The sequence below is a fragment of the Sinanaerobacter chloroacetimidivorans genome, assembly GCF_018128545.1.
In the GTDB taxonomy this organism is placed as follows: Bacteria; Bacillota; Clostridia; order Peptostreptococcales; family Anaerovoracaceae; genus Sinanaerobacter; species Sinanaerobacter chloroacetimidivorans.
The window spans coordinates 1-23,712 of record NZ_JAGSND010000008.1; the positions used below are offsets into that span (position 1 = coordinate 1).

Genomic DNA, 23,712 nt, shown 5'->3' on the forward strand with positions numbered 1-23,712 from the left:
TTCTTTACTGAATTTAGTCATAAAAAAGTACACCTCCAAAAGCTAGATTTTTCATCCAACATTTGGGGTGCACTTCAAACCTGGTGCGTAAGAGGTTCTTTTGTTTTCAAACATGATAGGTCCCGTTTAACCTTCTTCTGTTTTGGCTTTGGATCATAATTTCCATATATACCGTGACAACAGCGAATAACATCAATATGGAAAGATCTGTGGCTGCAACTTTGATAATGGACAGGATGTTTCTGTTATTACTATATTGACAACTAGTATAAAGTATAGTAATGTAAAATAAAAAAAGGAGTAAAATTATGGAACACGTAAGCAACAGTTTTCAAATATTTATGAAGGAATCGGGAAATACGGGAGCAGCTTTTATGGAAGCGGTGATGAAAATGTCACAGGACAGTGCATTGAATCCGAAAACCGCAGAATTAGCCTATATTGCAGTCCTTTCTGCCGTTAGAATGACAGGAGGTCTTCCTTTCCATGTTATTTCCGCAAAGAAATCCGGGGCCACCAGGGAAGAAATCAAAAGTGCGGTATTAGTGGGGATGCCGGCAGTTGGGTTAGCCGTAACAGAAGCACTTGCAATTGCGTTGGAGAGCTATGACCAGGAATAAAGAGAATAAGACAATGTCTGCAGTAGATCTGGTTCTTCTGGGACTTGTTCAGGAGACACCCCGTAGTGCCTATGAGATGCAGAAGCAGGTGGAATTCAGAAATTTATCCCGCTGGGTAAAAATCAGTTCCCCCTCTGTTTATAAAAAACTGATACAGCTGGAGGAAAAGGGATATCTCACCGGTGAAGCCGTCCGGGAAGGGAAGATGCCGGAAAAGATCGTGTATTCGATAACTCCTTGCGGCAGGGAATATTTTCTGAAGTTGATGAAATTCCATGCTGCCGATACCGTACAGGTACTGTTTGATTTCAATGCGGTCATTGCAAATTTGAATAAAATACCGAAAGAGGATGCAATGGAGCTTATTGATAACATTCGTACAGGCATGACGGAAAGCAAAAAATATATGGAGGGCGTGCTGCCTCACAGATCAGAGATTCCACTGGTCGGGCGAACCATTATGATACAGCAGATAGAGGTTTTGCGTTCTCTTTTAGATTGGATTGATTCCTTCCAGGCGGAGTTTCAAGAAGACAGGTATCCGGCAAAGAAAGAGTAAAGGAGGGTCGGCCTTGAATATCTTAATCGCAGAAGATGAAAAAGATATCAGACATCTGATAAAAATCGGGCTTGAGAAAGAAGGCTATTCGGTAACGGAAGCAAGTGACGGCTTTGAGGCTTTGGAATGGTTGGAGAAACAAAAATTTGATCTTGCTATTTTTGATGTCATAATGCCGCGCCTAGATGGATTCAATCTGCTCCGAAAGATTCGTGAGACCCACCATCTTCCGGTGATTTTTCTTACTGCAAGAGGGGAAGAGATGGATAAAATACTGGGCTTGGGCCTTGGTGCAGATGATTATCTGGTAAAGCCTTTTTCAATGGGTGAGCTGATAGCCAGAGTGGGGGCCCAGCTCAGGAGAAACAGGGAATATATGACGCAGCAAAAGAAAGAAGTTTCAAAAATCAGCTTCGGAAACATATCTCTTGATAGAGAAGCCTGCTGTATTTATAAAAATAATGAACCTGTGGAGCTAAACGCCAAGGAATATCTGCTCCTCAAACATCTTATGGAAAATCCCAACAGAGTCTATACAAAGAAACAGCTGTACAAACATGTTTGGGAAGAAGATTATTACTACGACGACAATACCATTATGGTTCATATCAGCCGAATTAGAAATAAAATCGAAGATGACCCTAAAAATCCGGAATATATTAAGACCATCAGGAATATCGGTTACAAATTTCAGAGCGAAGGGCGGAGGGAAGGATGAACCGTAAGATTGAAAGCCGTTTCTTTGTAAATTACGTTCTGATGTTCATTATCTCTACGCTCATCGGTGCTTCGGCATTTATCCTGACTGACTTTGCTTCCCATGTCCTGTCAAAAACGCTGGCGAAAAATAACTATACCGCGGACATGTTAATGGAAGACGATTATTCTAGGATTGATACCGCTGAAGTAATCAAGAACGGCGGCGGCGTCCAGGTCATAAATAAGGATTATGAAGTCGTATTTTCCCAAGGGATTAACACCTTTCCGAAAGATCGGCTCTCCGTGTCTGAGTTCACCGACTTTCTGACGAAAAGCAAAAGCGTAGGAATACCCTACAGCTACAGTATTGCTTATCATTCTGCCAAAGAGTTTTGGTTGGTGGTGACTTTTCCTACCTCCGTCAGGGTTGACTTTTCCATTGTTCATAATAAAGAGTATCGATCTGTAGATATGAAGGAAACCGCAGGCGCAATTACTGCAGTTTTCATCTTTTATTTCATTCTGTTAACGATAAGTACTCTGATTTACTCCAAATTATCATCATTTGCCATTGTAAATCCTCTGAGAAAGCTGCTGAGAAGTACCCAACGGCTGAAGGACGGCGATTATTCAGCCAGGGTGAATCTGAACCTGAAAAATGAATTTGGCGAACTTCAGGATACCTTCAATGCCATGGCAGAACAGATTGAACAGGAAATATTCCTTCGAAAAGAATCTGAAGAAAGGCGTAAAAAGCTGATTCTTGATCTATCGCATGACTTAAAAAATCCTCTTGCCGGTATGATGGGCTATGCTGAGCTCTGTATGAATGAGCCCAATCTTACCATAGAAAAGATACAGGACTATTTAAGAATTATCTTCCATAACAGTCAACGGGCAAATCTGTTAATGACGGAGCTTTTTGAACTTTCTAAAATTGAAAGCCCGGCGTATGCCATCAATAAAAGCAGAATAGATCTTTGTGAATATCTGAGAGAAAGAATAGCGGAATATATCCTCCTTTTCGAGGGGCATGGATTTTCCTATGAATTTGAAATACCGGAAGAAGAAATATTTATTGAAATGGATGCCGCTCAATTTGACAGAGTTCTTCAGAACCTTGTCAACAACGCAATTCGATACAATCCTCCCGGAACAAAGATCGCTATCACATTAAAAGATAAGGGAAATGAGATCCTTATCAAGTTTCAGGATGATGGTGTTGGCATCCCTGAAAAAGAAGCCAAAGAAATTTTTCAGCCTTTCGTCAGAGTTCCCGTCCCTGAAGAGGATACGGTTTCAGCAGGAACCGGCCTTGGACTGGCTATAGCTGAAAAAATTGTCATAAAGCACGGAGGGACGATCGGCTTGGTGACTGAATCGAACAGCGGATGTGAATTTCTGATCCGCCTCCCTAAATTTTAAGCTTGATTTAAGCTTTCCAAAAGACTGGTTTAAGGGCTCTCTGTTATCGTATTGTTATATACAATCTATAAGATATAAGGAGAGTTCATATGGAAACGTTGGAAAGTCATTTTTATAATTTATTCGGGGTATTGTTTTTTATCATTATTTATGGTGTCGTTCTGTTTTTTATCCCGTTCTACAAAAAGATGGATAAAAAGCCCGCCGGTGTTTATATTGCTTTTATCATTGCTTTTGCCGTAGAGATGCATGGCATTCCCTTCAGTATGTATGTGATTTCATGGCTTATTGGCAGAAACCTACCGGAAGGTATTTTATGGGGGCATACCTTGTTTCACACCATTGGCTACTGGGGAATGTATATCAACATCACTTGCGCTGTCATTGCTTTCATTCTTATTCTTAACGGCTGGTACCACATTCATAAGAATTATTGGTCTAAAGAAACAGGGAAAGGGGTGGTGGTAAAAACCGGTATTTACCGATATGTGAGGCATCCTCAATATACCGGATTACTGCTGTTATCCTTTGGCATGATGGCAGAATGGGCTACTTTGCCGCTGCTGATACTGTTTCCTGTCATGGTCGTTCTGTATGTTCGTCTGGCCAAGCGTGAGGAAGCAGATATGTTGATGGAATTTGGCAAAGAGTACAGGGAATATAAACAAAGAACGAAGATGTTTATTCCATTTCTGGTATAGGCATAGCCTCCAGGCCCGCCGATTTCATGGTGATCATCTGCTACCATGGAGGAATTTATCAGAAAGATATTAAGGACTCTCTCCTGAGTATTCTAAATAATCCAAACTTTGTATAATGCTTTTTCTACTTCTTCCTACTATAATAGTATTAGGTAATGTATCAGCTGGAGGGGGTAATCCATATGGTATTTTTAGTTCCCGGAAAGAAAAAACAACATAGCAAAGCTTATACCTATTTCGGTATATCTTTGCTATTTTCTGCTGTTTTACTGTTTCTCTCCAGGAATGTGAATGGCTTTGCCCAATGGTATGCCACGTATATATTCCCGCAGATGCCGAATACCCTTGGGAGACTCTTCTCACCGGTTCCTTTTTCCGGCTTTGAGATGGGCCTCTATTTACTCCTGATCTCAGGATTTTCCGCATTTGTATTCGTGTTTTATTTCATTCTGAAAAAACCAATCAATTGGCAGAATCGATTATCACGGCTCGGGCGCATCTCTCTTTGTACTGTAAGCAGCTTGTTTTTGCTTTTTACCCTGACCTGTGCCGTCAATTACAGCAGAGATACCTTTGCAGAAAGCTACGGGCTGCCGGTTCATAATTCTACCAATGAGGATTTGAAAAAGCTTTGCCTGATTCTAATTCAAGATTTAAAGGAACTGACGCCGCAGCTGGAGTTTGATGAGAATGGGATTCTTTCTTTGGAAAAGGTAAATATTGGAGAGGATGCGAGAGCATCTATGGAGAAAATCGGGCAGCGGTATCCGACCTTGTCAGGATATTATCCGAAACCAAAGCCGGTATTGTTTTCAAAAGGGATGTCCTATCTGGGCATTACCGGTATCTATTCACCCTTTACGATGGAAGCAAACTACAACGACAATATTTCACCTTATATAATTCCTTATACCACATGTCATGAATTGGCTCATTTGAAAGGCTATATGAAGGAGGACGAAGCTGGTTTCATTGCCTATGAGGCCAGCAGGAATTCGGACTCCAAAGTATTTCAATACAGCGGTGCACTGAATGCGCTGGTATTCTCTTTGAATGCTCTCTATGCCAATGTCAGCATCGATGAATTTAAGGCCATTTACAGTGAGATACCATCACAGGCCAGAATGGAGCTGCAGCAAAGCCGGTTGTATTGGAAGGAGCATACAGCTCCTATCACATCCGTAGCCAAAGCGGCAAATGATAAATACCTGATGGCAAATGCCCAGGCTGCCGGTACGAAAAGCTATGGTATCATGGTAGACCTGCTGCTTGCCGCCTATGCGGATGAATTAGAAGAGGATCTGTTATTGTAATCTTTCCTGCAGCCTCATACCCTGGATTTGTAAAATATGACATTTTAATGACCGATTATATGGTATACTGGGACAGGGTGATAAAAGATGCAGGTTCATAGACTCTTTGAAATCGTATATATCCTATTGGATAAAAAAACCGTAACCGCGAAGGAGTTTTCCAGGAGGTTCGAGGTTTCCACCCGAACCATCTACAGAGATGTCGATACCCTTTCGGCGGCAGGGATTCCCATTTTTACCTGCAAGGGAAAAGGCGGAGGAATCTCTTTGATGGATACTTTTGTATTAAATAAATCCATTCTTACAGAGCAGGAACAAAATGAGATTCTTTTGAGTCTGCAAAGCCTGCGAGCCGTGAATTTTCCTGATCTTGATCCGGTTCTGGAAAAAATGAGCGCGATCTTTCAAAAGCAAGGTACCAGCTGGATTGATGCGGACTTTTCCCGTTGGGGCAGCAGCCGTAGGGAACAGGAGCATTTTCAGCTGTTTAAAACCGCCATTCTGAATAAAAATCCTGTAACCTTTGACTATTTTAACACGAAAGGCACTGAGTCCAGAAGAACCGTAGAACCGGTCAAACTTCTTTTTAAAGGACAAGGATGGTATATTTCGGGTTATTGCAGAACGAAAAAAGAATTTCGCTTATTTAAAGTGAATCGAATAAAAAATCCGGAAATTTTGGGCGAAACTTTTCGCAGAGAAATTCCCGATATCCCCATTGACGAACCTGAGTATTCAGCAGATATCAAAAATAGGATGACAACCATCGTAATGAATGTTGAGGAGGAGATGGCTTATCGGGTCTATGATGAATTCGAACAGGAAAGCATTCAGAAAAATAAGAACGGCAGCTTTACCGTTACTTTTGTTTTGCCCGAGGATGAATGGCTTTACGGATACATTTTATCCTTTGGAAACTATGCAGAAGTTTTACTGCCGGAATCGATGCGAGATACCATGAAAAGGAAGCTGGAAGAAAGTTTAAAGAAATATCATTCATAAAATGAAATATAATATGACATGGCTTGTCAACTATACTATGCTAAACTCTTATCATCAAACAGAAAAGAGGGAAGTCGATGAATTTTATTACGGTAAATGAAAAGAATCTGGATAAAGAGCACATCTGCTGTGCCATATCCGACAAAAAAGGAGAACCCTGTGTTTCGTCCAAAAAAGATTGGATGCAGGCCCGTTTTCCGGATGGACTTGTTTTTCAAAAACTTGACGTCAGAGGCAAGGTATTTATTGAATATCTGCCTGGTGAAAACGCTTGGTGCCCGGTATCAGCGGAGAACACTTTTTTTATAAATTGTTTTTGGGTATCGGGACAATATAAAGGAAAGGGATATGCAAATCGACTTCTGGACCAATGCATACAAGACGCTGAAAATCAAGCTAAGTCCGGAATTGCAGCGGTGTCCTCCAAAAGCAAGAAACCCTTTCTTTCCGACCCGGATTATTTAAAATATAAAGGATTTGAAGTCTGCGATACTTCCCGGCCGTATTTTGAGCTGCTTTATTATCCTCTAAAGAAAGATGCACAAAAGCCGCAGTTTAGAGACTGCTGCCGTCAGGGAAGAATCGAACAACCCGGGATCGTTCTCTATTACTCCAATCAATGTCCTCATACGGCAAAATATGTGCCGCTTATCGCTGAGACTGCAGCACGGCGTGGTGTCGACTTCACTTTGATTCAGTTAAAAACAAAAGAGCAGGCGCAAAACGCACCGGTTCCCCTTACTACCTACAGCCTTTTTTATAATGGAGAATTCATTACCAATGAGATCTATTCCGAAAAAAAGTTTATCAAATTCTTAGATGAGCGAGGCCTTTAAATATGGAGTGGATTCCTGCAAAATCCATTATTACCGAAAACAAGGGTATGAGCCCCAGAGCAGTGAGAAGCAGATAACTTTTTTGAAGAAATGATTTGACAAATAGGAACCCCTTTTTTATAATGAATATAAATCGAATGTTCATTCTATACTCTGAATGGTTCTATCAAACCATTCAATGTAATCATAAAAAGTCCAAAAAGGCGTATTAGGAGGTATTATGAAAGAAGAGATTGCAGACAAACGGTCTGCTACCTTAAAAGCAGCTCTGGAACTCATTTCCGAGCAGGGGTTTCATGCTACCCCCATGTCCCAGATTGCAAAACGTGCAAACGTGAGCATCGGAATCATCTATCACTATTTTTCCGGCAAAGACGAACTTCTGAATGAATTATATATTGATATCAAAACCAATCTATCCCGAAATATCCTGCAAAACTATAACGCTGAAATGCCGGTGAGAAAGGCATTTAAATTGATGATGGGAGGTCTTGTACGCTATTCCTTGCAGAATCCCTCCGAGATTTCTTTTGCAGAGCAGTATGAAAATTCACCTTTGATTACTGGAGAAACAAAAGAAAAGATTCACAAGATGACGGCGCCGATCAAAGAACTTTTTCAACGAGCGGCGGAAGAAGATCTCCTCAAAGATTTACCTTATGAAATCCTGTATACATTGATCCAAGGTGCGTTGATTTCTCTCGTGAAATTTTATTTGAACGGCAAAATCCCTTTGGACGAAGCTGCCCTGGATGCGGAGCTGGATGCCATATGGGATATGATAAAAAAATAAGAGATGATTTACTTATAAATGTATAAGAAACTTATAGATTTATAGAATGGAGAATAGATCACTAATTTAATTAATATAAAATGAATAGTCATTCGATAAGAAAAGGAGTGAAAACTGTGTTATATCGAGAAATGGGTAAGACCGGAGATCAGGTTTCTATTTTAGGTTACGGATGCATGCGTTTCCCCAGGGCGGACCGAAGGATAGATGAAAAGCGAACGGAAGCTCAGATCATTACTGCCATTGAGCAAGGGGTCAATTATTTTGACACGGCATACGTTTACCCGGGGAGTGAAGTAACCTTGGGAAAGATATTATCAAAAGGATATCGTGACAAAGTATTGATCGCTACAAAGATGCCTTTGTTTATGATCCATTCTGCAAAGGATATGGAAGCAACACTGGATACTCAATTAAAAAGGCTGCAGACGGATCATATTGATTATTATCTGATGCATTCCATAAACAGCATGGCGGGGTGGCAGAGAATCAAGGAACTTGGCGTCGAGGAATTTCTTTTGAAAGCGAAGGAAGCGGGAAAAATCAATCGAATTGGATTTTCATATCATGGTGAGAAGCATCAATTCAAAAATATTGTGGATGACTACCCCTGGGAGTTCTGTCAGATACAATATAATTACATGGATGAACAGAATCAGGCGGGTAAGGAGGGACTCTCCTACGCTGCTTCAAAAGGGCTGGGGATTTCCATTATGGAGCCGTTGAGAGGAGGCTTGCTGGCCAGAAAAATGCCAGAAGAGGTTCAGAAAGTGCTGGAAGAACACGGAAAAGAAAGAACCCCCGCTGAGTGGGCTTTACGATGGGTGTGGAATCATCCGGAAGTCTCTCTTTTGCTCTCCGGCATGAATGAAGAATCCCAGATAGAGGAAAACATTCGAATCGCCGATAGCTGTTATCCCGGGTCTATGACGGAGGAAGAACTGGAAACCATACAGCAGGCAAAAGAGATCCTGACAAAGAAGGTGCAGGTGAAATGCACCGGATGCGGTTATTGCCTCCCCTGTCCGGCAGGAGTTAATATTCCGGTATGTTTCGGATACTATAATGACAAGTACATTTATAATGACTCCTCGGCAAGAACTTTCTACATGGGTATGCTTTCAGGAGCAGACGGCGGAAAACCCTCCTATGCATCCCTATGCTTAAATTGCGGAAAATGTGAGAAGCACTGTCCGCAGCATCTGCCGATCCGAAGGCATCTGAAAGACGTTTCCAAAGAGATGGAGAAACTATATTTTAAGCCTGCCGTAGGGCTGCTGAGAGGGTACTATTATCTACGGGGAGGACTAGGGAAGAAATCAAATAAATGATAATAATAAATGAAATAGCTGTTGCTTACAAAAACGGATTTGACTGAAACTCGAAATATTTCCGGTGGTAACTGCTATTTCATTTTTTAATAAAATTAAATTTAATGAATTGATTTTTGAAACCGATAGTAATAATCTTTTATAGATTTTTTGTTTTTAAGCTTTTTCTCCTCAAGTATTTTTTCTATCTTTCCATATAACTCCTGATTTGCAGCGGTGGTGATCAGCTGTCCGTCTTCTTTTAACATACTGCAAAGATCGGTATAAAAGGACTCCAGGTTTTCCAGCTTATCGGTTTCCGCTTCTACGATGATCAAATCGTAAGGTTCCGAAAAATGCTGTTTTACGTCCTTTGGAAAGCCCATGACACACTTTCTGCAAATCGTAGCAAGATCCGTCATGCAGGAGGGGAGTTGCGAGTAATAGTCTAATGAGACATCGAGAATTCCTTTTTCTCTGAGTTTGTTTTTCACTTGCAGAATACTGGCTCCGCACGAACTTCCGATTCCAAGAATGGACACAGGCCCTTTTTCAGGAACGTCGGTAATGTCTACGATATTGAAATCGATAAGGCTCGCGGACCAGGAATCGATACCGAATTTCTGCATAAAAAGAATTCTGTTTCTTACGGCAATATTATTCTTTGCATACTCTGCGCTAAACGTTACCGAACCGAAATGATGCACATAGGTGTCCCTGGCAAGCATGAGCTTATAGCCCCCCCGCCGGATGGTAAAGCTAATAGCATCGTCATCATATGCACCGGGGTTGAAGTCTTCATCAAATCCTCCGATTGATCTTTGAACATCGGTACGAAACAGGCAGGTATAGGTTACCAATCGCATCCGTTCTTCCCATAGGCTGGGATTGCTGGTGTTATAGGTCTTCATTAGAATCTGCATTTCATCAAGAGAGTCATATTTAAGATTCACCTGCTGGTAATTGGAGGAAAACCCGCAAACCGGCACTACCATTGCAATTTTTTCATCGGATTCCATACAGGTGACAAGGTTGCTTAACCAATTGCGGGTGACGATGATGTCATTGCTGAGGTTTAACGTATATTTCCCCTCGGCAATCCGAAAGCCATGATTGATGGCTTTATCAACACCGATATTTTCGGGAAAGCTGATTTTTTTTTCATTGGGCAGGCTGTTGAAGAACTGCTCTGTTTCATCCGTGGAACCGTTATTGATGGTGATCAGCTCGAAATCCACATCCGTGGTGTACTTATATAAACTTTCTATGCACTGCCTGGTGTAATCAATATGGTTATAAGCAAGCACCACTACGCTTACAAGGGGCGGCGGTGTTTCTTCCTTGCCGTTTCTTCTGAAAATAGTCATGAGATGACCTCCTTCTATCTCGGTGCAGCTCAGTAGGCTTCCAGAAACGCATCAATCTGATCCGACACGTAAGAAATCATTTCCGGAGTGATGCCGGGATAGACGCCGATAAAAAAGGTGTCATTCAGCACCTTTTCAGTGTGGTTTAAATTCCCGCTGATGCGATAGGATATATTTTTATAAGCCGGCTGCTTTATAATGTTTCCGGCAAAAAGCATTCTTGTCTCAATTCGGTGATCTTCCAGATACTGAACTAGTTCTCGGCGCGTTATTACACTGCTGTCCCGCAAGGTAAGGGGCATGGAAAACCAGGATGGTTCAGCTTTGGGAAGTGATCTGGGAAGAATGAAAAAGGACTCATGTTTTTTCAACCGATCATATAAGCCGGTAAAATTTGCCTTTCTTTTTTCACTGAACAGAGCCAGCTTTTTTAACTGCTCAATTCCCATAGCGCATTGAATGTCAAGAGGCTTCAGATTATAACCAATGTTGCTGTAAACATATTTATGATCATATCCCTCCGGAAGTCCTTCAATCACATGGCCGAAACGGTTGCCGCAGGCTCCCATGGGATTTTCCTCTCCCGTCTGACAGTAGCATGCTCTGCCCCAGTCTCGGATGGAAAGGGCTTGCCTGTAAAGGTTTAAATTGTTTGTTAATAGAGCGCCGCCTTCTCCCATAGTGATATGATGCGCCGCATAAAAGCTGAAGGTGGAGATATCACCGAAGGTACCGCAGCGCTTTCCGTCGTAAAGGGAATCAAGGGCATCACAGGTATCCTCAATAACATAAAGGTTATACTTATTGGCAAGCTCCGTTATGGCATCCATCTCTGCCGGATTGCCGAGAGTATGGGCAAACATAATGGCTCTCGTTTTCTCAGTGATTGCTTCCTCAATTTTTGATGCGTCAATATTATAGGTTCCTTCTTCCACATCTACGAATACGGGTATCAAGCCATTTTGAAGGATCGGGTTCAGGGTGGTAGGAAAAGTAAGTGCTGTAGTGATCACCTCATCTCCGGGTTTCATCGGATTTGATAAGGCCGGAGAGCATAGCGCGCTTACCGCAACCAAATTGGCAGAGGACCCAGAGTTTACAACAAGTCCGAAGCGCATACCCATAAGGGATAAAAAGTCTGAAATAAACCGGTTCCCCCGTTTTCCCAGAGTAAGCCAGAAATCCAGGACACTGTCCACCATTGCCTGCATTTCCTTCTCGTCAAAGACCCTGCCTGCATAGTGTACCCTGGAGACTCCAGGCTCAAAGGTCTCTCCGTTTTTCCTGAGGTCATAAAGCTGTTTCGTTTTTTCCAGAATTTCTTCCCGCAGTTGCTGTTCCGTATTCGTTATAAGAGTGTTATGAGTTTTTGACATACTAAATCAACGTCCTCCTGTGTCATATTTGCAGCGGAAGGCAGTGAGATTCCTTTTTCTTCCACCATGGTAGCAACCGGATTGTCGAATCTGGCTTCGAATTCCGGGAAACAGCTCATTCTTGGGAACGCCGGTCTGGCATGGATATTCGATTGTTTTAACTGATAAAGGATATGATCTCTTTGTTCCCTGGAATGTTTGGGAAGCAATATGGAGGGATAGCAGTAATTACTTTTGCAGTCTTCTTTTTCTTTGACTATTTTGATATCCTTGATATCTTTTAAGTGATCATAATACCTTTGGAAAAGCTCTCTTTTCTTTTTCATCAGATCTTCTGCACGTTCCAGCTGGGCGAGGGCTAAAGCCGCCGTCAGATTCCCGATGGTATATTGGTATCCAAGAGAATCGGACCAGAACACTGCTTTGCTATCGGTCCTCCCCATATTTGCCAGCAGAAGGGCCCGGTTGTAATATTCTTCGTCATTTGTCAGAAATATTCCGCCTTCGCCGCTTACCGCCATTTTCGCTCCCTGAAAGCTGAAGCAGGAGCTGTTCCCGAAGGAACCTGTTTTTTTCCCTTTATACTCGGCTCCCAGGGCGGGCGCTGCATCTTCTATCACAAAAAGATCGTGTTCTTTGGCAATCGCCATGATCTCATCCATTTCTGCCGGGTGTCCGAAGGTATGAACCAGCATAATTGCTTTCGTTTTCGGGGTAATTGCTTTTCTGATGCTTTCCGGATCAATGGTCCAGGTATCCGGATCGATGTCGGCAAAGACACACGTTGCACCGGTGTAGGCTACCGCATAGGCTGTTGCCACCCAGCTGAAATCGGCGACGATAACTTCATCGTCTTCCCCAAGGGGGAGTGCCGCTGCCGCCAGGTGTAAGGCCTGTGTACAGCAATGGGTTGCTATGGCAAAGTTTACGCCAATATATTCAGAAACCGCTTTTTCCAACTTTTTTGTATAGTTGTCATAATTTTCGTACCATCCAAACTGAACGGCATCCAGAACATAGGAAATCTCCTTATCTGTTATGGATGGTCCGGCAAAACTAATTCTTTTATTCAATGGAATCACTCCTTACGTGTTAATATAGGTTTTTGGCTTTAAAGCCTGAAGTCTTTCACAGGCCTCCTCCAAAACCTGATCTTCCTTTGCAAAGCAGAGTCTCATGAGGTTTTCCCCTCCGCTGCCATGATAAAAAGCACTTCCAGGCACCAATGCAAGACCTGTTTTTTCAAGAATATGCATGGCCTTTTCCTTGCTGGTATCCCCGGGTATCTGTCCGGCCTCTGCCAGCACATAATAGGCCCCCTGGGGGACATAGGGGAGCAGAGATGCTTCTTTCATAGCATCACAAATCAGATTTCGTTTTTTCTCATATTTATCGCATAAAGCTTTGTAAAAATCATCCTGCAAGGTGGAAATGGCTTTACTTGCCCCTGCCTGTAGCGGTGAGGGAGCACAAACATAGACCAGGTCACTGGCACACCCGATAGGCCGGGCTAAGCCTTCCCTGCAGGCGCAGTAGCCGATGCGCCATCCGGTAATACTGAAGGTTTTGGAATATCCTGAAATGGTGATAACTCTGTCACGGATAGCCGGGAGAGAGCCCGGGCTGATATGAGATAAACCATCATAGACAATATACTCATAAATCTCATCGGTAAATATCAGCAGATTGTGACTGACACAAATGTCAGCCAGCTGATCAAGCTCCTGATGGCTGAACACTTTACCGGAGGGATTTGCCGGCGTGTTGATCATGATTCCTTTGGTTTTTTCCGTAATCAGGCTTTCCACTTCTTCCGGGGAAAAGCTCCAGGAAGGAGGGCTGAGCTTTGCATAAACCGGAACCAGATCAAGGGCCAGCAAAGTGTATTCGTGATAGCCGTAAAAAGGCTCGAAGATGATGACCTCATCCCCTGGATTTAAAAGTGCAAGACAGGCACAGTAAAATGCACCGGTTGAGCCGGAAGTAATAATCACTTCACTGTCGGGATCTACGGTCATCCTGTTATATTGAAAAAGCTTATCTGCCACAGCAGAACGAAGCTCATTGATTCCATCATATCGAGTATAATGATTCTCCCCGTGGTCAATAGCGGACTTTGCCTCTTCGGCCAGCACCGGGGGAAGGGGGAGATCACAAATTCCTTGGGATAAATTGATTCCGTTTCTCTTCTCGCATTCAATGGACATAATTCTGATTTCTGACTGGGTCAGACTTTGTATTCTTTTGCTTAAGATGGTTTCCAATGTTTTTCCTCCTATTTTTTCTTGGAATCTTCCCTATATCCATTGGGCGGCCTTCCAGCCTTGGATGTCCAGATACATGGAAGCATACTGTTTTTCCGATTCGTGATGAACAGGTTCGTGATTCTTTTCCTGATTCATTAAGATAAAGTGATTCCGTTGATAGAATCTAATGGCATGGTGGTTATCATCAAAGACCCGAAGTGTTATTTTTTTCAGCTTTAATTCCCTCAGACCCCAATCGATGAGTCCGGCAAGGGCAAAGGACATCATGCCTGGAGCAGCGGATTTGTCTCCCCTTAATACCGCGTCCACCTCACAGGATTTGTCTTCAAAATTGAAACTGGAGAAACCGATATGACCGATTTTTGCACCGTCTAATCCAAGAACGAGAAACAAAATGCGATCCTCCCTCTCTATAACCTGGTTATCCAGCCATCTTTCCGTCCCCTCTGCTGTAGCCAGAAAGGCCTGTGCCGACATGGTGGGATTTTCGTTTCGCCATTTGGCCAAAAGACTTCCGCAGTCCGGGATCGTGATTCGATAATCCTTCGTAATAGGCCTTAAAAAACCATAGAGGTCGTCATGGTGATAAAGCGGTATCAGTGTTAATAAATCCTCTTTCCTTTGTCGTTTCATATTGTCAAAGACTTCTTTTACTCTGTTTTGGAACGCATCCATTTTACAACTCCTCCTTTGCGGCGGTTTCACCGTTTGATTCCTGCAGATCATAAGGTTTGACAATCATCTGCGCTGAGAATTCCTCCCGGCTTAGCAGAGGATCCTGATCCTCTATAGGATGATTTACTGAAAGTTTCGGATAAACATAGGTCATTTCCGGAAGCATAATTTCGATTACCGCCGGTTCTTCCGTTCTGAATACTTCCTTTAGAGGCTGAAGCTCCATATCGCCTTCTATTTTTAAATGATGGATGCCGTAGGCCTCTGCCAGTCTGCAGAAGTCCGGTGCCTGATAATCAATTAGAGTTCCGTTGTAGCGGCTCTCGAAATACATTTCCTGGAAATGTCTGATCATACCTAAGCTTTGATTGTTGAGGACTATGATTTTAATCGGAATTCGATTTCTTTTTACCAGCTCCAATTCCTGGAGATTCATCTGCATTCCGCCGTCTCCGGTGAAAGCGAAAATGGTTCCCTTTACTCCGCTGTAATAGGCACCGATTGCACAGGGGAGGGAAAATCCCATGGAACCCATTCCTCCTGAGGTAAGCAATCGTTGATTTCCTGTCAAATTCAGAGATTGGGCGCCCCACATCTGGTTCTGGCCCACGTCCAGGCAGATTACATCTTCGGGTTCCAGAAGCTTCGAAATCTCGGAAATGAGCTTATTGGGATCACGAAGGCTGTCTTCCATTTTCGTTGGATAGCGGTTTTTGTAATCTTTCGCTTTGTCCAGCCATGATGAAGTATCAGCGGAAATCTTGGGCTTTTTCGCTGTCAGAGTGGTTAGAAACTCCGATATGTCTGCTTCTATGCCATATTCATCCGCTTTTACTTTCCGCTCCAATTCATTGGGATCCAGATCCACTCGTATGAGCTTTGCTTCTCGTGCAAAGCTTTCCGGTCGGGTTCCTGTCTGTCTGGTGTCAAGCCTGGTGCCCAGTGCAATAATGAGGTCGCTGTTTGCTATGGTAAGGTTTGCATAGCGGTTCCCGTAAGCACCGATCATGCCCATATAATATTCCGCACTGTTGTCTACCGCATCTCTTCCCATAAGGGAAGTGACCACAGGGATTCGTAAGCCTTCACAGAGAACCTTCAGCATATCGGCCGCGTTGGCAAGCCGCACACCCCCTCCGGCTAAAATGACAGGCCTCTTGCTTTTCTCAATAAGACTTACGATTGAATCAATATCGAAAGCTTTTTTTTCTATCGGAGAATTCCGATATTCAGGCAGCCATTCTTCCTGAATTTCCGCTCGTTGAATGTCCATGGGAATATCCAGCAATACAGGGCCCTTTCTGCCGGAAGCAGCAATAGCAAGAGCTTTTTCCAGTTCATACCGGATTCCTGATGCATTGGTAACTCGTTTTGCATACTTGGTAATGGGCTTCACGATGCTGACGATGTCCGTTTCCTGAAAGCCCAGCTGCCGTACCTTCCAATCCCCTTTATATTCGTAGGTATTTACCTGTCCGGTAAGATAAAGGCAGGGGATGGAATCGAAATAAGCGCTGCCGATACCCGTAATCAAATTCGTAGCCCCGGGTCCGCTGGTAGCTGTGGCAACTCCGATGGTATTCCTCATTCTGGCATATCCCTCGGCTGCAAATGCGGCAGCCTGCTCATGATAGGTACCGATGAAAGTGAGATCGTCGCATCGATAAAAGGAATCAATCAAATGGGTTACGGCACCGCCCTGATAACCAAAAACATGAGAACAGCCGTGGCTGACTAAAAAATTTGCAATATAATCTGATACTTTCATGGTTAGAGATCCAACCTTTCCTTTGTTCTAGCCATCTTCCTACCTCCCTATGCTCCGGCTTTGAGACAATAACTTCGAATCTGATCTTTGCTGAAAGTATAGATATCGGTCTTATCAAAGACCTGATACCATTGAAGGGTATACTCCAGTGTCTCTTTCAGATCAAGGGTTGGGTGCCAGCCAAGAAATGCCTTTGCCTTGGTACAGTCAAGATTTAAAAGGCTGGTTTCATGGAGGGATGTTCTTTCTGTATGATGGGACCATTCTCCCGCCCCCCAAAGCGCTACCGCAATTTTAACCATTTCCATGACTGGAACAACAGCGGAAAAATCAGGTCCGAAATTCCATGGGCCGCTGTATTTTGCCGGATTTTCAAGCATACGGGAAGCAAGAAGAAGATAACCGTATAACGGTTCCAGTACAAATTGCCATGGTCGTACCGCATTGGGATTTCTCACTTCTATGGTTTCTCCTTTGCGTAAAGCTCTGACGCAGTCCGGGATGATTCGGTCCAAAGACCAGTCGCCGCCTCCGATAACATTGCCGGCTCTTACGGAAGACACCCCTTTTAATGATGAGGAGTTTTGATCCGAATGAAAAAAAGAATTTCGATAGGCTGCTGTAACCAGCTCAGCGCATCCTTTGCTGGCACTGTAGGGATCATATCCTCCTAAAGAATCTGCCTCCCGGTAACCCCAAATCTGCTCTTTGTTTTCATAGCATTTGTCCGAAGTAATGACAATACCTGCCTGGACGGAATCGGAAATCCGTATTTCTTCCAGGACATTCACGGTTCCCATGATGTTGGTTTCCAGAGTTTCAACGGGAATCTCATAGGATAGCCTGACGATAGGCTGGGCTGCGAGATGAAATACAATTTCCGGATTGTGTCTTGTAAACACCTCATGCAGATGATCTTTATCCCGGACATCCCCATGAATATCCGTGATCCGATCTTTTAGCCCGCATACGATAAAATGATCAGATGATGAATTAGGCGGAAGTGCATAACCGATGACTTCTGCACCCATGAGGGTGAGCCAGAGGGTGAGCCAGGATCCCTTAAATCCCGTATGGCCCGTCACAAGAACTTTTTTTCCGAAGAACCTGCCGTTAAAAAGCTTGGTAAAATCTAGTCCCAGAGCTTCCATGGCGCTTCTCCTCCGTTCCAAAGTTCATTAACTCTTTCAATATCCTTATAGGTATCTATGGCAGTCCAAAATCCGTTATGCTTATAGATCGACAATTCCGAATCCTTAGCCAGATGATGAAGCGGTTCCTGCTCGAAAGCGCAGTCCTGATCCGGTATATAGTCAAAAACTTCTTTATTGAGAACCATGTATCCTCCGTTTATAACATCATCCAAGATGGGTTTTTCTTTAAAGGAAGTCACGATGCCATCTTCAATTTGAAAGACTCCGAAAGGGGAATTTGGATTGACACCGGTAAGTGTGGCGATCTTGCCGGATTTTCGATGACTTGCAATGAGTTCTTTGATATCTACATCGCTGAGGCCATCGCCGTAGGTTAACATAAATTCGTCTGTATCAATATATTTTTTAATTTGCTTGATGCGCTTGCCGGTTTGAGATTCAAGACCGGTATCCACGATGGTAACGTTCCAATTTTCATCATTTTGCGTATGAAAACAGATATCGGAATGTCTGCCTGTGGATATGGTGAAATCGTTATTCAGGCAATACATTTCCATAAAATACCGCTTGATCATATCTCCCTTGTAGCCTACACATAAAACAAAATCATTAAATCCAAAATGGGAATAAATTTTCATAATATGCCAAATAATCGGCTTTTCTCCGATACGGACCAAAGGCTTTGGTCTGAACTCGGTTTCTTCTCTCATACGTGTTCCTTTGCCCCCGCAAAGTATGACCGTTTTCATAGTAGTACCTGCTTTCTATTAATATGTCTGTATTTGTTTTCTAATGCCAGTAACAGCAGGAAACATACAAATCCTGCTGTTTCACTATATGCGGAGAGAATTCCTTTTGATACTTTTCCGGTTGACAGAAAGGTTTGATTATGCTAACTTATACATATACCCCTATGGGTATATATAATCGATGAAACAGGAGGTTACTGATGCGACAATGTATGGATGTGCCGAAGGTACAGGCTAGAATTAAAAAAATAGAAGGTCAGCTGCGTGCAATTTCGGAAATGGTGGAAAAGGACGTTCCCTGTGAGGATATACTGATCCAAATCAATGCCGCAAAAAGTGCGATGCATAAGGTAGGCCAGGTCGTCCTGGAGGGGCATTTGCAGCATTGTGTCCGGGATGGTATTGAGCATGGAGACCCGGATAAGACCATCGCTGAATTTGCGAAAGCTGTAGAGCATTTTTCCAGAATGGGTTAAAAGGTGAATTGATGATAAAATTGAAAGAGTTCTTTTCTAATGAAGAAAAGCGTACGATCCTATTCCTGTCGTTGTCGGGAATATCCTTAATAATGAGTTTTATACAGATATGGGACTTTCCGATAGACCCTGCTTGGCTTGCGATTTTACTCTGTGGGATTCCGATTATAAAAGGTGCTTTGGAAGGCTTACTGCGGGAATTTGACATAAAGGCGGATGTCCTGGTGTCCTTAGCTTTAATTGCTTCTGTAATCATAGGAGAAATTTTTGCCGCCGGAGAAGTGGCATTTATTATGGCAATCGGTGCGCTTCTGGAAGAACGGACCGTTGCAAAAGCCCGTGCAGGGATAGAAAAGCTGGTTCATCTCACTCCCAGAACGGCTCGAAGGATCGAAGCGGAAGGAGAGCGGATAATCCCTGCTGAAATGGTAAAGATGGGTGATCTCCTTCGAGTTCTTGCGGGAGAAAGCATTGCAGTAGACGGCGTGATTCTTAACGGTCAAACCTCCATTGATCAGTCGGTGATGACCGGAGAATCTCTTCCGGTTGATAAAGGTCCGGGTGATGAAGTCTTTAGCGGCACGGTGAATCAGTTCGGCACCTTTGAAATGAAAGCTGTTAAGGTAGGGGAGGACAGCTCGCTGCAGAGAATGATCCGGCTGGTAGAATCCGCTGATGCAGGAAAAGCGAAGATCGTCGGTATTGCAGACAGGTGGGCGACCTGGATTGTTGTAATCGCCTTGGCTGCAGCCTTAGTCACATGGTTTGTTACAGGAGAAATCATCCGATCCGTAACCATTCTGGTCGTATTCTGCCCCTGTGCCTTGGTACTTGCCACACCAACGGCTATTATGGCTGGAATCGGCAATGCGGCACAGTTCGGAATTTTAATTCGAGAAGGAGATGCTTTAGAGAAGCTTGCCAAGGTAAAAAATATCGCCTTTGATAAAACAGGAACCCTTACTTATGGAAAACCCACTGTAATAGAAGCTGAAGACTTCCGAAGGGATCAATCTGCAGGAGATCTTCTTGCACTTACGGCATCAGCAGAACTCCGATCCGAGCATCCTCTGGGAAGAGCAATTGCAAACCATTATAAAATGACAGTTAAAAAAGCACCCGCAGATCCTGAATCATTTCTACTGATACCTGGAAGAGGGGTCAGGGCAAAAGTGAACGGGCATGATGTTTTAGCGGGAAATGCAGAGCTCTTGCGGGATCATTCCATATCAATAACGGAAGAGATCTTGCTGAAAGCAGCAGAATACAGCCAGAAAGGATGTACCGTAATCTATATTGCGGTTGACAGGATGCCTGCAGGGATTATCGCGTTGTCAGATATTCTCCGGTCCGATGTTAGAGGGATGATCCGAAATATTCACAGGACCGGTGTAAAAAGTGTACTTATCACAGGGGATCATGCACAAGCCGCTGATCAGATTGCCCGCGAAGCAGGAATTAATACCATTCATTCCGACTGCTTGCCGGAAAATAAAATGTCTATTATAGATTCTTATCAAACAAAAGGGGAAATGGTTTGCATGGTTGGGGACGGCATCAATGATGCTCCTGCATTAAAGAAAGCCTATGTAGGTGTAGCACTTGGCGGAATCGGCAGCGATATTGCAGTGGATGCGGCAGATATTGCTTTGGTAGGGGATGAAATAAAATATCTTCCACATTTAATTCAACTGGCCAAAAAGACCATAAGCACTATCAAAATTAATCTAACCCTATCCATGGTTTTAAATTTTGCTGCCATTATTCTTGCTATGACAGGAATATTGACTCCTGTATCAGGCGCTTTGGTACATAATGTAGGTTCGGTGGCTGTTATTATCAATTCTGCATTACTTTTAAAATGGAAGAAGAATTTGCAATAGCACACTCTAAATCTAAAATTAAGATAAATAAAAATTATAATTATTATAAAATGAATAACAAAAAACAGCTTGCAGTGATGCGACCCTAATAAGTTAGACTTTATAGCGTAGTAGTTTTGGTCTAACTTTTGGGGGTCGGTTCAAGATAAGCTGTTTTTTGTTGTATAGGCATCTAAAGGGGACCTTTAGATGCCTGAAATCGTTATTGTGTGACTACTTTTTAAACAGTGACTTCGGTAATCAGCATATTTGCCTGTACTGAGGTCAAACCAAATCCAACAGTATCACCGGTAGCATTAACCAGCGTGACAATTGCAGGGACTGCACCTACCGTAATAAGTGCACTGCCGATTACTTGACCTGTTATGAGTGGTGATACACCTAAAATCGGAGCACCGGCATCTAAAGATGCTCCAAAGGATATTGACGTTGCTGCACCCGCTCCATCTGTGGAAACCCACCATGTTGCATAATAGTTTCCTAATGCAGTAATTGTAAATTCTCCTGTTGCAACATTGTAACTGATGTTTGTGCTTTGACTGTTTAATACAGTATCAAAGATTACAGGGTCAGTGTCATCTACAGTACCGCCAGGACTTTCTGCAAGCGCTACTTGGATTCCAGCCAATACTGCTGCAGGACCTGTCGGACCTGTCGGACCAGTAGGACCGGTATCTCCCGTCGGACCCGTGTCGCCAGTAGGACCAGTAGGACCGGTGTCTCCCGTCGGACCAGTCGGACCAGTGTCACCAGTCGGGCCGGTGTCGCCAGTAGGACCTGTCGGACCGGTGTCGCCAGTAGGACCAGTCGGACCAGTATCACCAGTCGGGCCGGTGTCGCCAGTAGGACCGGTAGGACCCGTGTCACCAGTAGGACCGGTAGGACCAGTGTCACCAGTCGGGCCGGTGTCTCCAGTAGGACCGGTAGGACCGGTGTCGCCAGTAGGACCGGTAGGACCAGTGTCACCAGTCGGGCCGGTGTCGCCAGTAGGACCAGTAGGACCGGTGTCACCAGTAGGACCGGTAGGACCAGTGTCACCAGTCGGGCCGGTGTCTCCAGTAGGACCGGTAGGACCGGTGTCGCCAGTAGGACCGGTAGGACCAGTGTCACCAGTCGGGCCGGTGTCGCCAGTAGGACCAGTAGGACCGGTGTCACCAGTAGGACCGGTAGGACCAGTGTCACCAGTCGGGCCGGTGTCTCCAGTAGGACCGGTAGGACCGGTGTCGCCAGTAGGACCGGTAGGACCAGTATCACCAGTAGGACCGGTAGGACCAGTATCGCCAGTAGGACCGGTAGGACCTGTGTCACCAGTAGGACCGGTAGGACCAGTATCTCCGGTAGGACCAGTGCCGCCTGTCGGACCGGTAGGACCAGTTGGACCAGTGTCACCTGTCGGACCAGTGTCGCCTGTCGGACCGGTGTCTCCAGTAGGACCAGTATCTCCAGTAGGACCGGTGTCTCCAGTAGGACCAGTATCGCCTGTCGGGCCGGTGTCCCCAGTTGGGCCGGTATCGCCGGCAGGGCCAGTAGGACCAGTATCCCCGGTTGGACCGGTAGGACCGGTGGCACCAATAGGACCGGTTGGGCCGGTAGGACCAGTTGGGCCGATAGGGCCGGTTGGGCCAGTAGCACCCGTTGGGCCAGTAGCACCCGTTGCACCAGTAGGACCGGTTGGGCCGATAGGGCCAGTATCTCCAGTGTCTCCTGTTGGGCCGGTATCGCCAGCAGGTCCGGTAGGACCGGTGGCACCGACAGGACCGGTTGGGCCGGTAGAACCAGTTGGGCCGGTAGCACCCGCAGGACCGGTAGGGCCGGTTGGACCGGTAGGACCGGTTGGACCCGTAGGACCAGTTGGGCCGGTAGCACCCGCAGGACCGGTTGGACCCGTAGGACCGGTTGGGCCAGTTTCACCGAAATCATCAATCGTTACAATAGCAGAACCCTCTGTAACTGTAATATCTAGAGTAGAGGTCTGGAAAATTAAATTATCTCCAAAACCAACTGTTGCAGCACCAGTTGGGCCAATTACATTAAATAACGTTTGACCTACATCAAATGTTCCCGTAGGACCGGTTGGACCCGTAGGACCAGTTGGGCCAGTTGGGCCAGTTGCACCCGCAGGACCCGTAGGACCAGTAGGACCCGTAGGACCGGTTGGGCCTGTAGGGCCAGTTGCACCCGCTGCACCAGTAGGACCAGTTGGGCCAGTTGCACCCGCTGCACCAGTAGGACCCGTAGGACCGGTTGGGCCAGTTGGGCCGGTAGCACCCGCAGGACCCGTAGGACCGGTAGGGCCGGTAGGACCAGTAGGGCCAGTTGGTGCTATTATACAACATTGTGGCGGAGGACATGGCGGAGGACATGGCCGTGGAAAGGGTGGCGGATACGGTGGCGGACAAGGTATATGACAATTTGTTGGTTTAGGGTAATCACAGCCGTTATATCTCATATTAAATAAACTCCTTAATATAATGTCGGATAATGTTATCCATTATTATTCTATGCGTTGGTAAACAAAGTGTTATTGATTATCTAACAACTCCACAATTTTTCACAATTAAAAAAATAAAAAAGTTATATAACCCAAACTCTATTTGTTGCTTGGAAACAACTGATATGACAATACATATTATATTGTGAGCATACCTTTAAGGTACTGCTTAGTTCTGCAATGCCAGCAGATATTAACTGGATCTACCAGTGAAAAGGCGGTTGAATAAACCGCTAAAAAACGAATAG

General features: G+C 44.4%; 21 protein-coding genes. 12 read left to right on the plus strand and 9 right to left on the minus strand.

Going from position 1 to position 23,712, the window contains the following annotated elements; translation table 11 throughout:
• Positions 1 to 308 precede the first annotated feature (308 nt).
• From KCX82_RS12400 to KCX82_RS12445, 10 genes are all read left to right on the plus strand, one after another.
• Positions 309 to 620, plus strand: coding sequence for a carboxymuconolactone decarboxylase family protein (locus KCX82_RS12400; RefSeq protein WP_227018797.1), 312 nt, complete (start codon positions 309 to 311; stop codon positions 618 to 620).
• Positions 607 to 1,179: a PadR family transcriptional regulator gene (locus KCX82_RS12405; RefSeq protein WP_227018798.1), complete on the plus strand. Its 573-nt coding sequence runs from the start codon at positions 607 to 609 to the stop codon at positions 1,177 to 1,179. The genes KCX82_RS12400 and KCX82_RS12405 overlap by 14 nt, the downstream gene beginning before the upstream one ends.
• Positions 1,180 to 1,192: 13 nt before the next feature.
• Positions 1,193 to 1,897 (plus strand): response regulator transcription factor, encoded by a 705-nt coding sequence (locus KCX82_RS12410; RefSeq protein WP_227018799.1) that lies wholly within the window; start codon positions 1,193 to 1,195, stop codon positions 1,895 to 1,897.
• Positions 1,894 to 3,303 carry a HAMP domain-containing sensor histidine kinase gene (locus KCX82_RS12415; RefSeq protein WP_227018800.1) on the plus strand — a complete coding sequence of 470 codons (1,410 nt, stop codon included), beginning with the start codon at positions 1,894 to 1,896 and terminating at the stop codon, positions 3,301 to 3,303. The genes KCX82_RS12410 and KCX82_RS12415 overlap by 4 nt, the downstream gene beginning before the upstream one ends.
• Before the next feature lie 89 nt (positions 3,304 to 3,392).
• Positions 3,393 to 4,004 carry a methyltransferase family protein gene (locus tag KCX82_RS12420; RefSeq protein ID WP_227018801.1) on the plus strand — a complete coding sequence of 204 codons (612 nt, stop codon included), beginning with the start codon at positions 3,393 to 3,395 and terminating at the stop codon, positions 4,002 to 4,004.
• Positions 4,005 to 4,186: 182 nt separating this feature from the next.
• Entirely contained in the window at positions 4,187 to 5,317 is a 1,131-nt protein-coding gene (locus tag KCX82_RS12425) for a DUF3810 domain-containing protein (RefSeq protein WP_227018802.1), read from the plus strand.
• 87 nt (positions 5,318 to 5,404) lie between these two features.
• Entirely contained in the window at positions 5,405 to 6,319 is a 915-nt protein-coding gene (locus KCX82_RS12430) for a helix-turn-helix transcriptional regulator (protein WP_227018803.1), read from the plus strand.
• Between the two features lie 77 nt (positions 6,320 to 6,396).
• Complete coding sequence (locus KCX82_RS12435; protein ID WP_227018804.1) at positions 6,397 to 7,155, plus strand: GNAT family N-acetyltransferase; 759 nt, start codon at positions 6,397 to 6,399, stop codon at positions 7,153 to 7,155.
• Between the two features lie 220 nt (positions 7,156 to 7,375).
• The gene (locus KCX82_RS12440) at positions 7,376 to 7,948 is read left to right on the plus strand and encodes a TetR/AcrR family transcriptional regulator (protein ID WP_227018805.1); all 573 of its coding nucleotides are present in this window, start codon (positions 7,376 to 7,378) and stop codon (positions 7,946 to 7,948) included.
• Positions 7,949 to 8,064: 116 nt separating this feature from the next.
• Complete coding sequence (locus KCX82_RS12445; protein WP_227018806.1) at positions 8,065 to 9,279, plus strand: aldo/keto reductase; 1,215 nt, start codon at positions 8,065 to 8,067, stop codon at positions 9,277 to 9,279.
• Positions 9,280 to 9,380: 101 nt separating this feature from the next.
• Here KCX82_RS12445 and KCX82_RS12450 read toward each other — a convergent pair whose 3' ends face one another.
• Genes KCX82_RS12450 through rfbF form a run of 8 tightly spaced genes read right to left on the minus strand, consistent with a single transcriptional unit; the run spans position 9,381 to position 18,614 of the window.
• Positions 9,381 to 10,625 carry a glycosyltransferase family 2 protein gene (locus tag KCX82_RS12450; protein WP_227018807.1) on the minus strand — a complete coding sequence of 415 codons (1,245 nt, stop codon included), beginning with the start codon at positions 10,623 to 10,625 and terminating at the stop codon, positions 9,381 to 9,383.
• 29 nt (positions 10,626 to 10,654) lie between these two features.
• Positions 10,655 to 12,001, minus strand: coding sequence for a lipopolysaccharide biosynthesis protein RfbH (rfbH, locus tag KCX82_RS12455; protein ID WP_227018808.1), 1,347 nt, complete (start codon positions 11,999 to 12,001; stop codon positions 10,655 to 10,657).
• On the minus strand, positions 11,974 to 13,074 hold the full coding sequence (locus KCX82_RS12460) for a DegT/DnrJ/EryC1/StrS family aminotransferase (protein ID WP_227018809.1): 1,101 nt from the start codon (positions 13,072 to 13,074) through the stop codon (positions 11,974 to 11,976). Before KCX82_RS12460 ends, rfbH begins: the two co-directional genes overlap by 28 nt.
• A 12-nt stretch (positions 13,075 to 13,086) precedes the next feature.
• Entirely contained in the window at positions 13,087 to 14,265 is a 1,179-nt protein-coding gene (locus KCX82_RS12465; protein WP_227018810.1) for a pyridoxal phosphate-dependent aminotransferase, read from the minus strand.
• Between the two features lie 33 nt (positions 14,266 to 14,298).
• Positions 14,299 to 14,943: a GNAT family N-acetyltransferase gene (locus KCX82_RS12470; RefSeq protein ID WP_227018811.1), complete on the minus strand. Its 645-nt coding sequence runs from the start codon at positions 14,941 to 14,943 to the stop codon at positions 14,299 to 14,301.
• A gap of 1 nt (position 14,944) precedes the next feature.
• A complete protein-coding gene (locus tag KCX82_RS12475; protein WP_227018812.1) occupies positions 14,945 to 16,711 on the minus strand; it encodes a thiamine pyrophosphate-binding protein in 1,767 nt (588 codons plus the stop codon).
• 47 nt (positions 16,712 to 16,758) lie between these two features.
• Complete coding sequence (gene rfbG, locus KCX82_RS12480) at positions 16,759 to 17,862, minus strand: CDP-glucose 4,6-dehydratase (protein WP_227018813.1); 1,104 nt, start codon at positions 17,860 to 17,862, stop codon at positions 16,759 to 16,761.
• Positions 17,844 to 18,614 (minus strand): glucose-1-phosphate cytidylyltransferase, encoded by a 771-nt coding sequence (rfbF, locus tag KCX82_RS12485; RefSeq protein ID WP_227018814.1) that lies wholly within the window; start codon positions 18,612 to 18,614, stop codon positions 17,844 to 17,846. The genes rfbG and rfbF overlap by 19 nt, the downstream gene beginning before the upstream one ends.
• 200 nt (positions 18,615 to 18,814) lie before the next feature.
• Between rfbF and KCX82_RS12490 the strand changes: the two genes are divergently transcribed.
• Positions 18,815 to 19,090, plus strand: a complete 276-nt coding sequence (locus KCX82_RS12490) for a metal-sensing transcriptional repressor (RefSeq protein WP_227018815.1) — start codon at positions 18,815 to 18,817, stop codon at positions 19,088 to 19,090.
• An 11-nt stretch (positions 19,091 to 19,101) separates the two neighbouring features.
• Complete coding sequence (locus KCX82_RS12495) at positions 19,102 to 20,973, plus strand: heavy metal translocating P-type ATPase (protein ID WP_227018816.1); 1,872 nt, start codon at positions 19,102 to 19,104, stop codon at positions 20,971 to 20,973.
• A 220-nt stretch (positions 20,974 to 21,193) separates the two neighbouring features.
• On the opposite strand, the gene KCX82_RS12500 is transcribed toward KCX82_RS12495, so the two are convergent.
• On the minus strand, positions 21,194 to 23,422 hold the full coding sequence (locus tag KCX82_RS12500) for a collagen-like protein (protein ID WP_227018817.1): 2,229 nt from the start codon (positions 23,420 to 23,422) through the stop codon (positions 21,194 to 21,196).
• Between the last annotated feature and the right edge of the window lie 290 nt (positions 23,423 to 23,712).

What these genes read in the sequence shown, in the direction of transcription:
- KCX82_RS12400 (WP_227018797.1), top strand. Translation starts at nt 309, where the DNA reads ATGGAACACGTAAGCAACAGTTTTCAAATATTTATGAAGGAATCGGGA.
- KCX82_RS12405 (WP_227018798.1), top strand. Translation starts at nt 607, where the DNA reads ATGACCAGGAATAAAGAGAATAAGACAATGTCTGCAGTAGATCTGGTT.
- KCX82_RS12415 (WP_227018800.1), top strand. Translation starts at nt 1,894, where the DNA reads ATGAACCGTAAGATTGAAAGCCGTTTCTTTGTAAATTACGTTCTGATG.
- KCX82_RS12420 (WP_227018801.1), top strand. Translation starts at nt 3,393, where the DNA reads ATGGAAACGTTGGAAAGTCATTTTTATAATTTATTCGGGGTATTGTTT.
- KCX82_RS12425 (WP_227018802.1), top strand. Translation starts at nt 4,187, where the DNA reads ATGGTATTTTTAGTTCCCGGAAAGAAAAAACAACATAGCAAAGCTTAT.
- KCX82_RS12430 (WP_227018803.1), top strand. Translation starts at nt 5,405, where the DNA reads ATGCAGGTTCATAGACTCTTTGAAATCGTATATATCCTATTGGATAAA.
- KCX82_RS12435 (WP_227018804.1), top strand. Translation starts at nt 6,397, where the DNA reads ATGAATTTTATTACGGTAAATGAAAAGAATCTGGATAAAGAGCACATC.
- KCX82_RS12440 (WP_227018805.1), top strand. Translation starts at nt 7,376, where the DNA reads ATGAAAGAAGAGATTGCAGACAAACGGTCTGCTACCTTAAAAGCAGCT.
- KCX82_RS12450 (WP_227018807.1), bottom strand. Translation starts at nt 10,625, where the DNA reads ATGACTATTTTCAGAAGAAACGGCAAGGAAGAAACACCGCCGCCCCTT.
- rfbH (WP_227018808.1), bottom strand. Translation starts at nt 12,001, where the DNA reads ATGTCAAAAACTCATAACACTCTTATAACGAATACGGAACAGCAACTG.
- KCX82_RS12470 (WP_227018811.1), bottom strand. Translation starts at nt 14,943, where the DNA reads ATGGATGCGTTCCAAAACAGAGTAAAAGAAGTCTTTGACAATATGAAA.
- KCX82_RS12475 (WP_227018812.1), bottom strand. Translation starts at nt 16,711, where the DNA reads ATGAAAGTATCAGATTATATTGCAAATTTTTTAGTCAGCCACGGCTGT.
- rfbG (WP_227018813.1), bottom strand. Translation starts at nt 17,862, where the DNA reads ATGGAAGCTCTGGGACTAGATTTTACCAAGCTTTTTAACGGCAGGTTC.
- rfbF (WP_227018814.1), bottom strand. Translation starts at nt 18,614, where the DNA reads ATGAAAACGGTCATACTTTGCGGGGGCAAAGGAACACGTATGAGAGAA.
- KCX82_RS12490 (WP_227018815.1), top strand. Translation starts at nt 18,815, where the DNA reads ATGCGACAATGTATGGATGTGCCGAAGGTACAGGCTAGAATTAAAAAA.
- KCX82_RS12495 (WP_227018816.1), top strand. Translation starts at nt 19,102, where the DNA reads ATGATAAAATTGAAAGAGTTCTTTTCTAATGAAGAAAAGCGTACGATC.
- KCX82_RS12500 (WP_227018817.1), bottom strand. Translation starts at nt 23,422, where the DNA reads ATGAGATATAACGGCTGTGATTACCCTAAACCAACAAATTGTCATATA.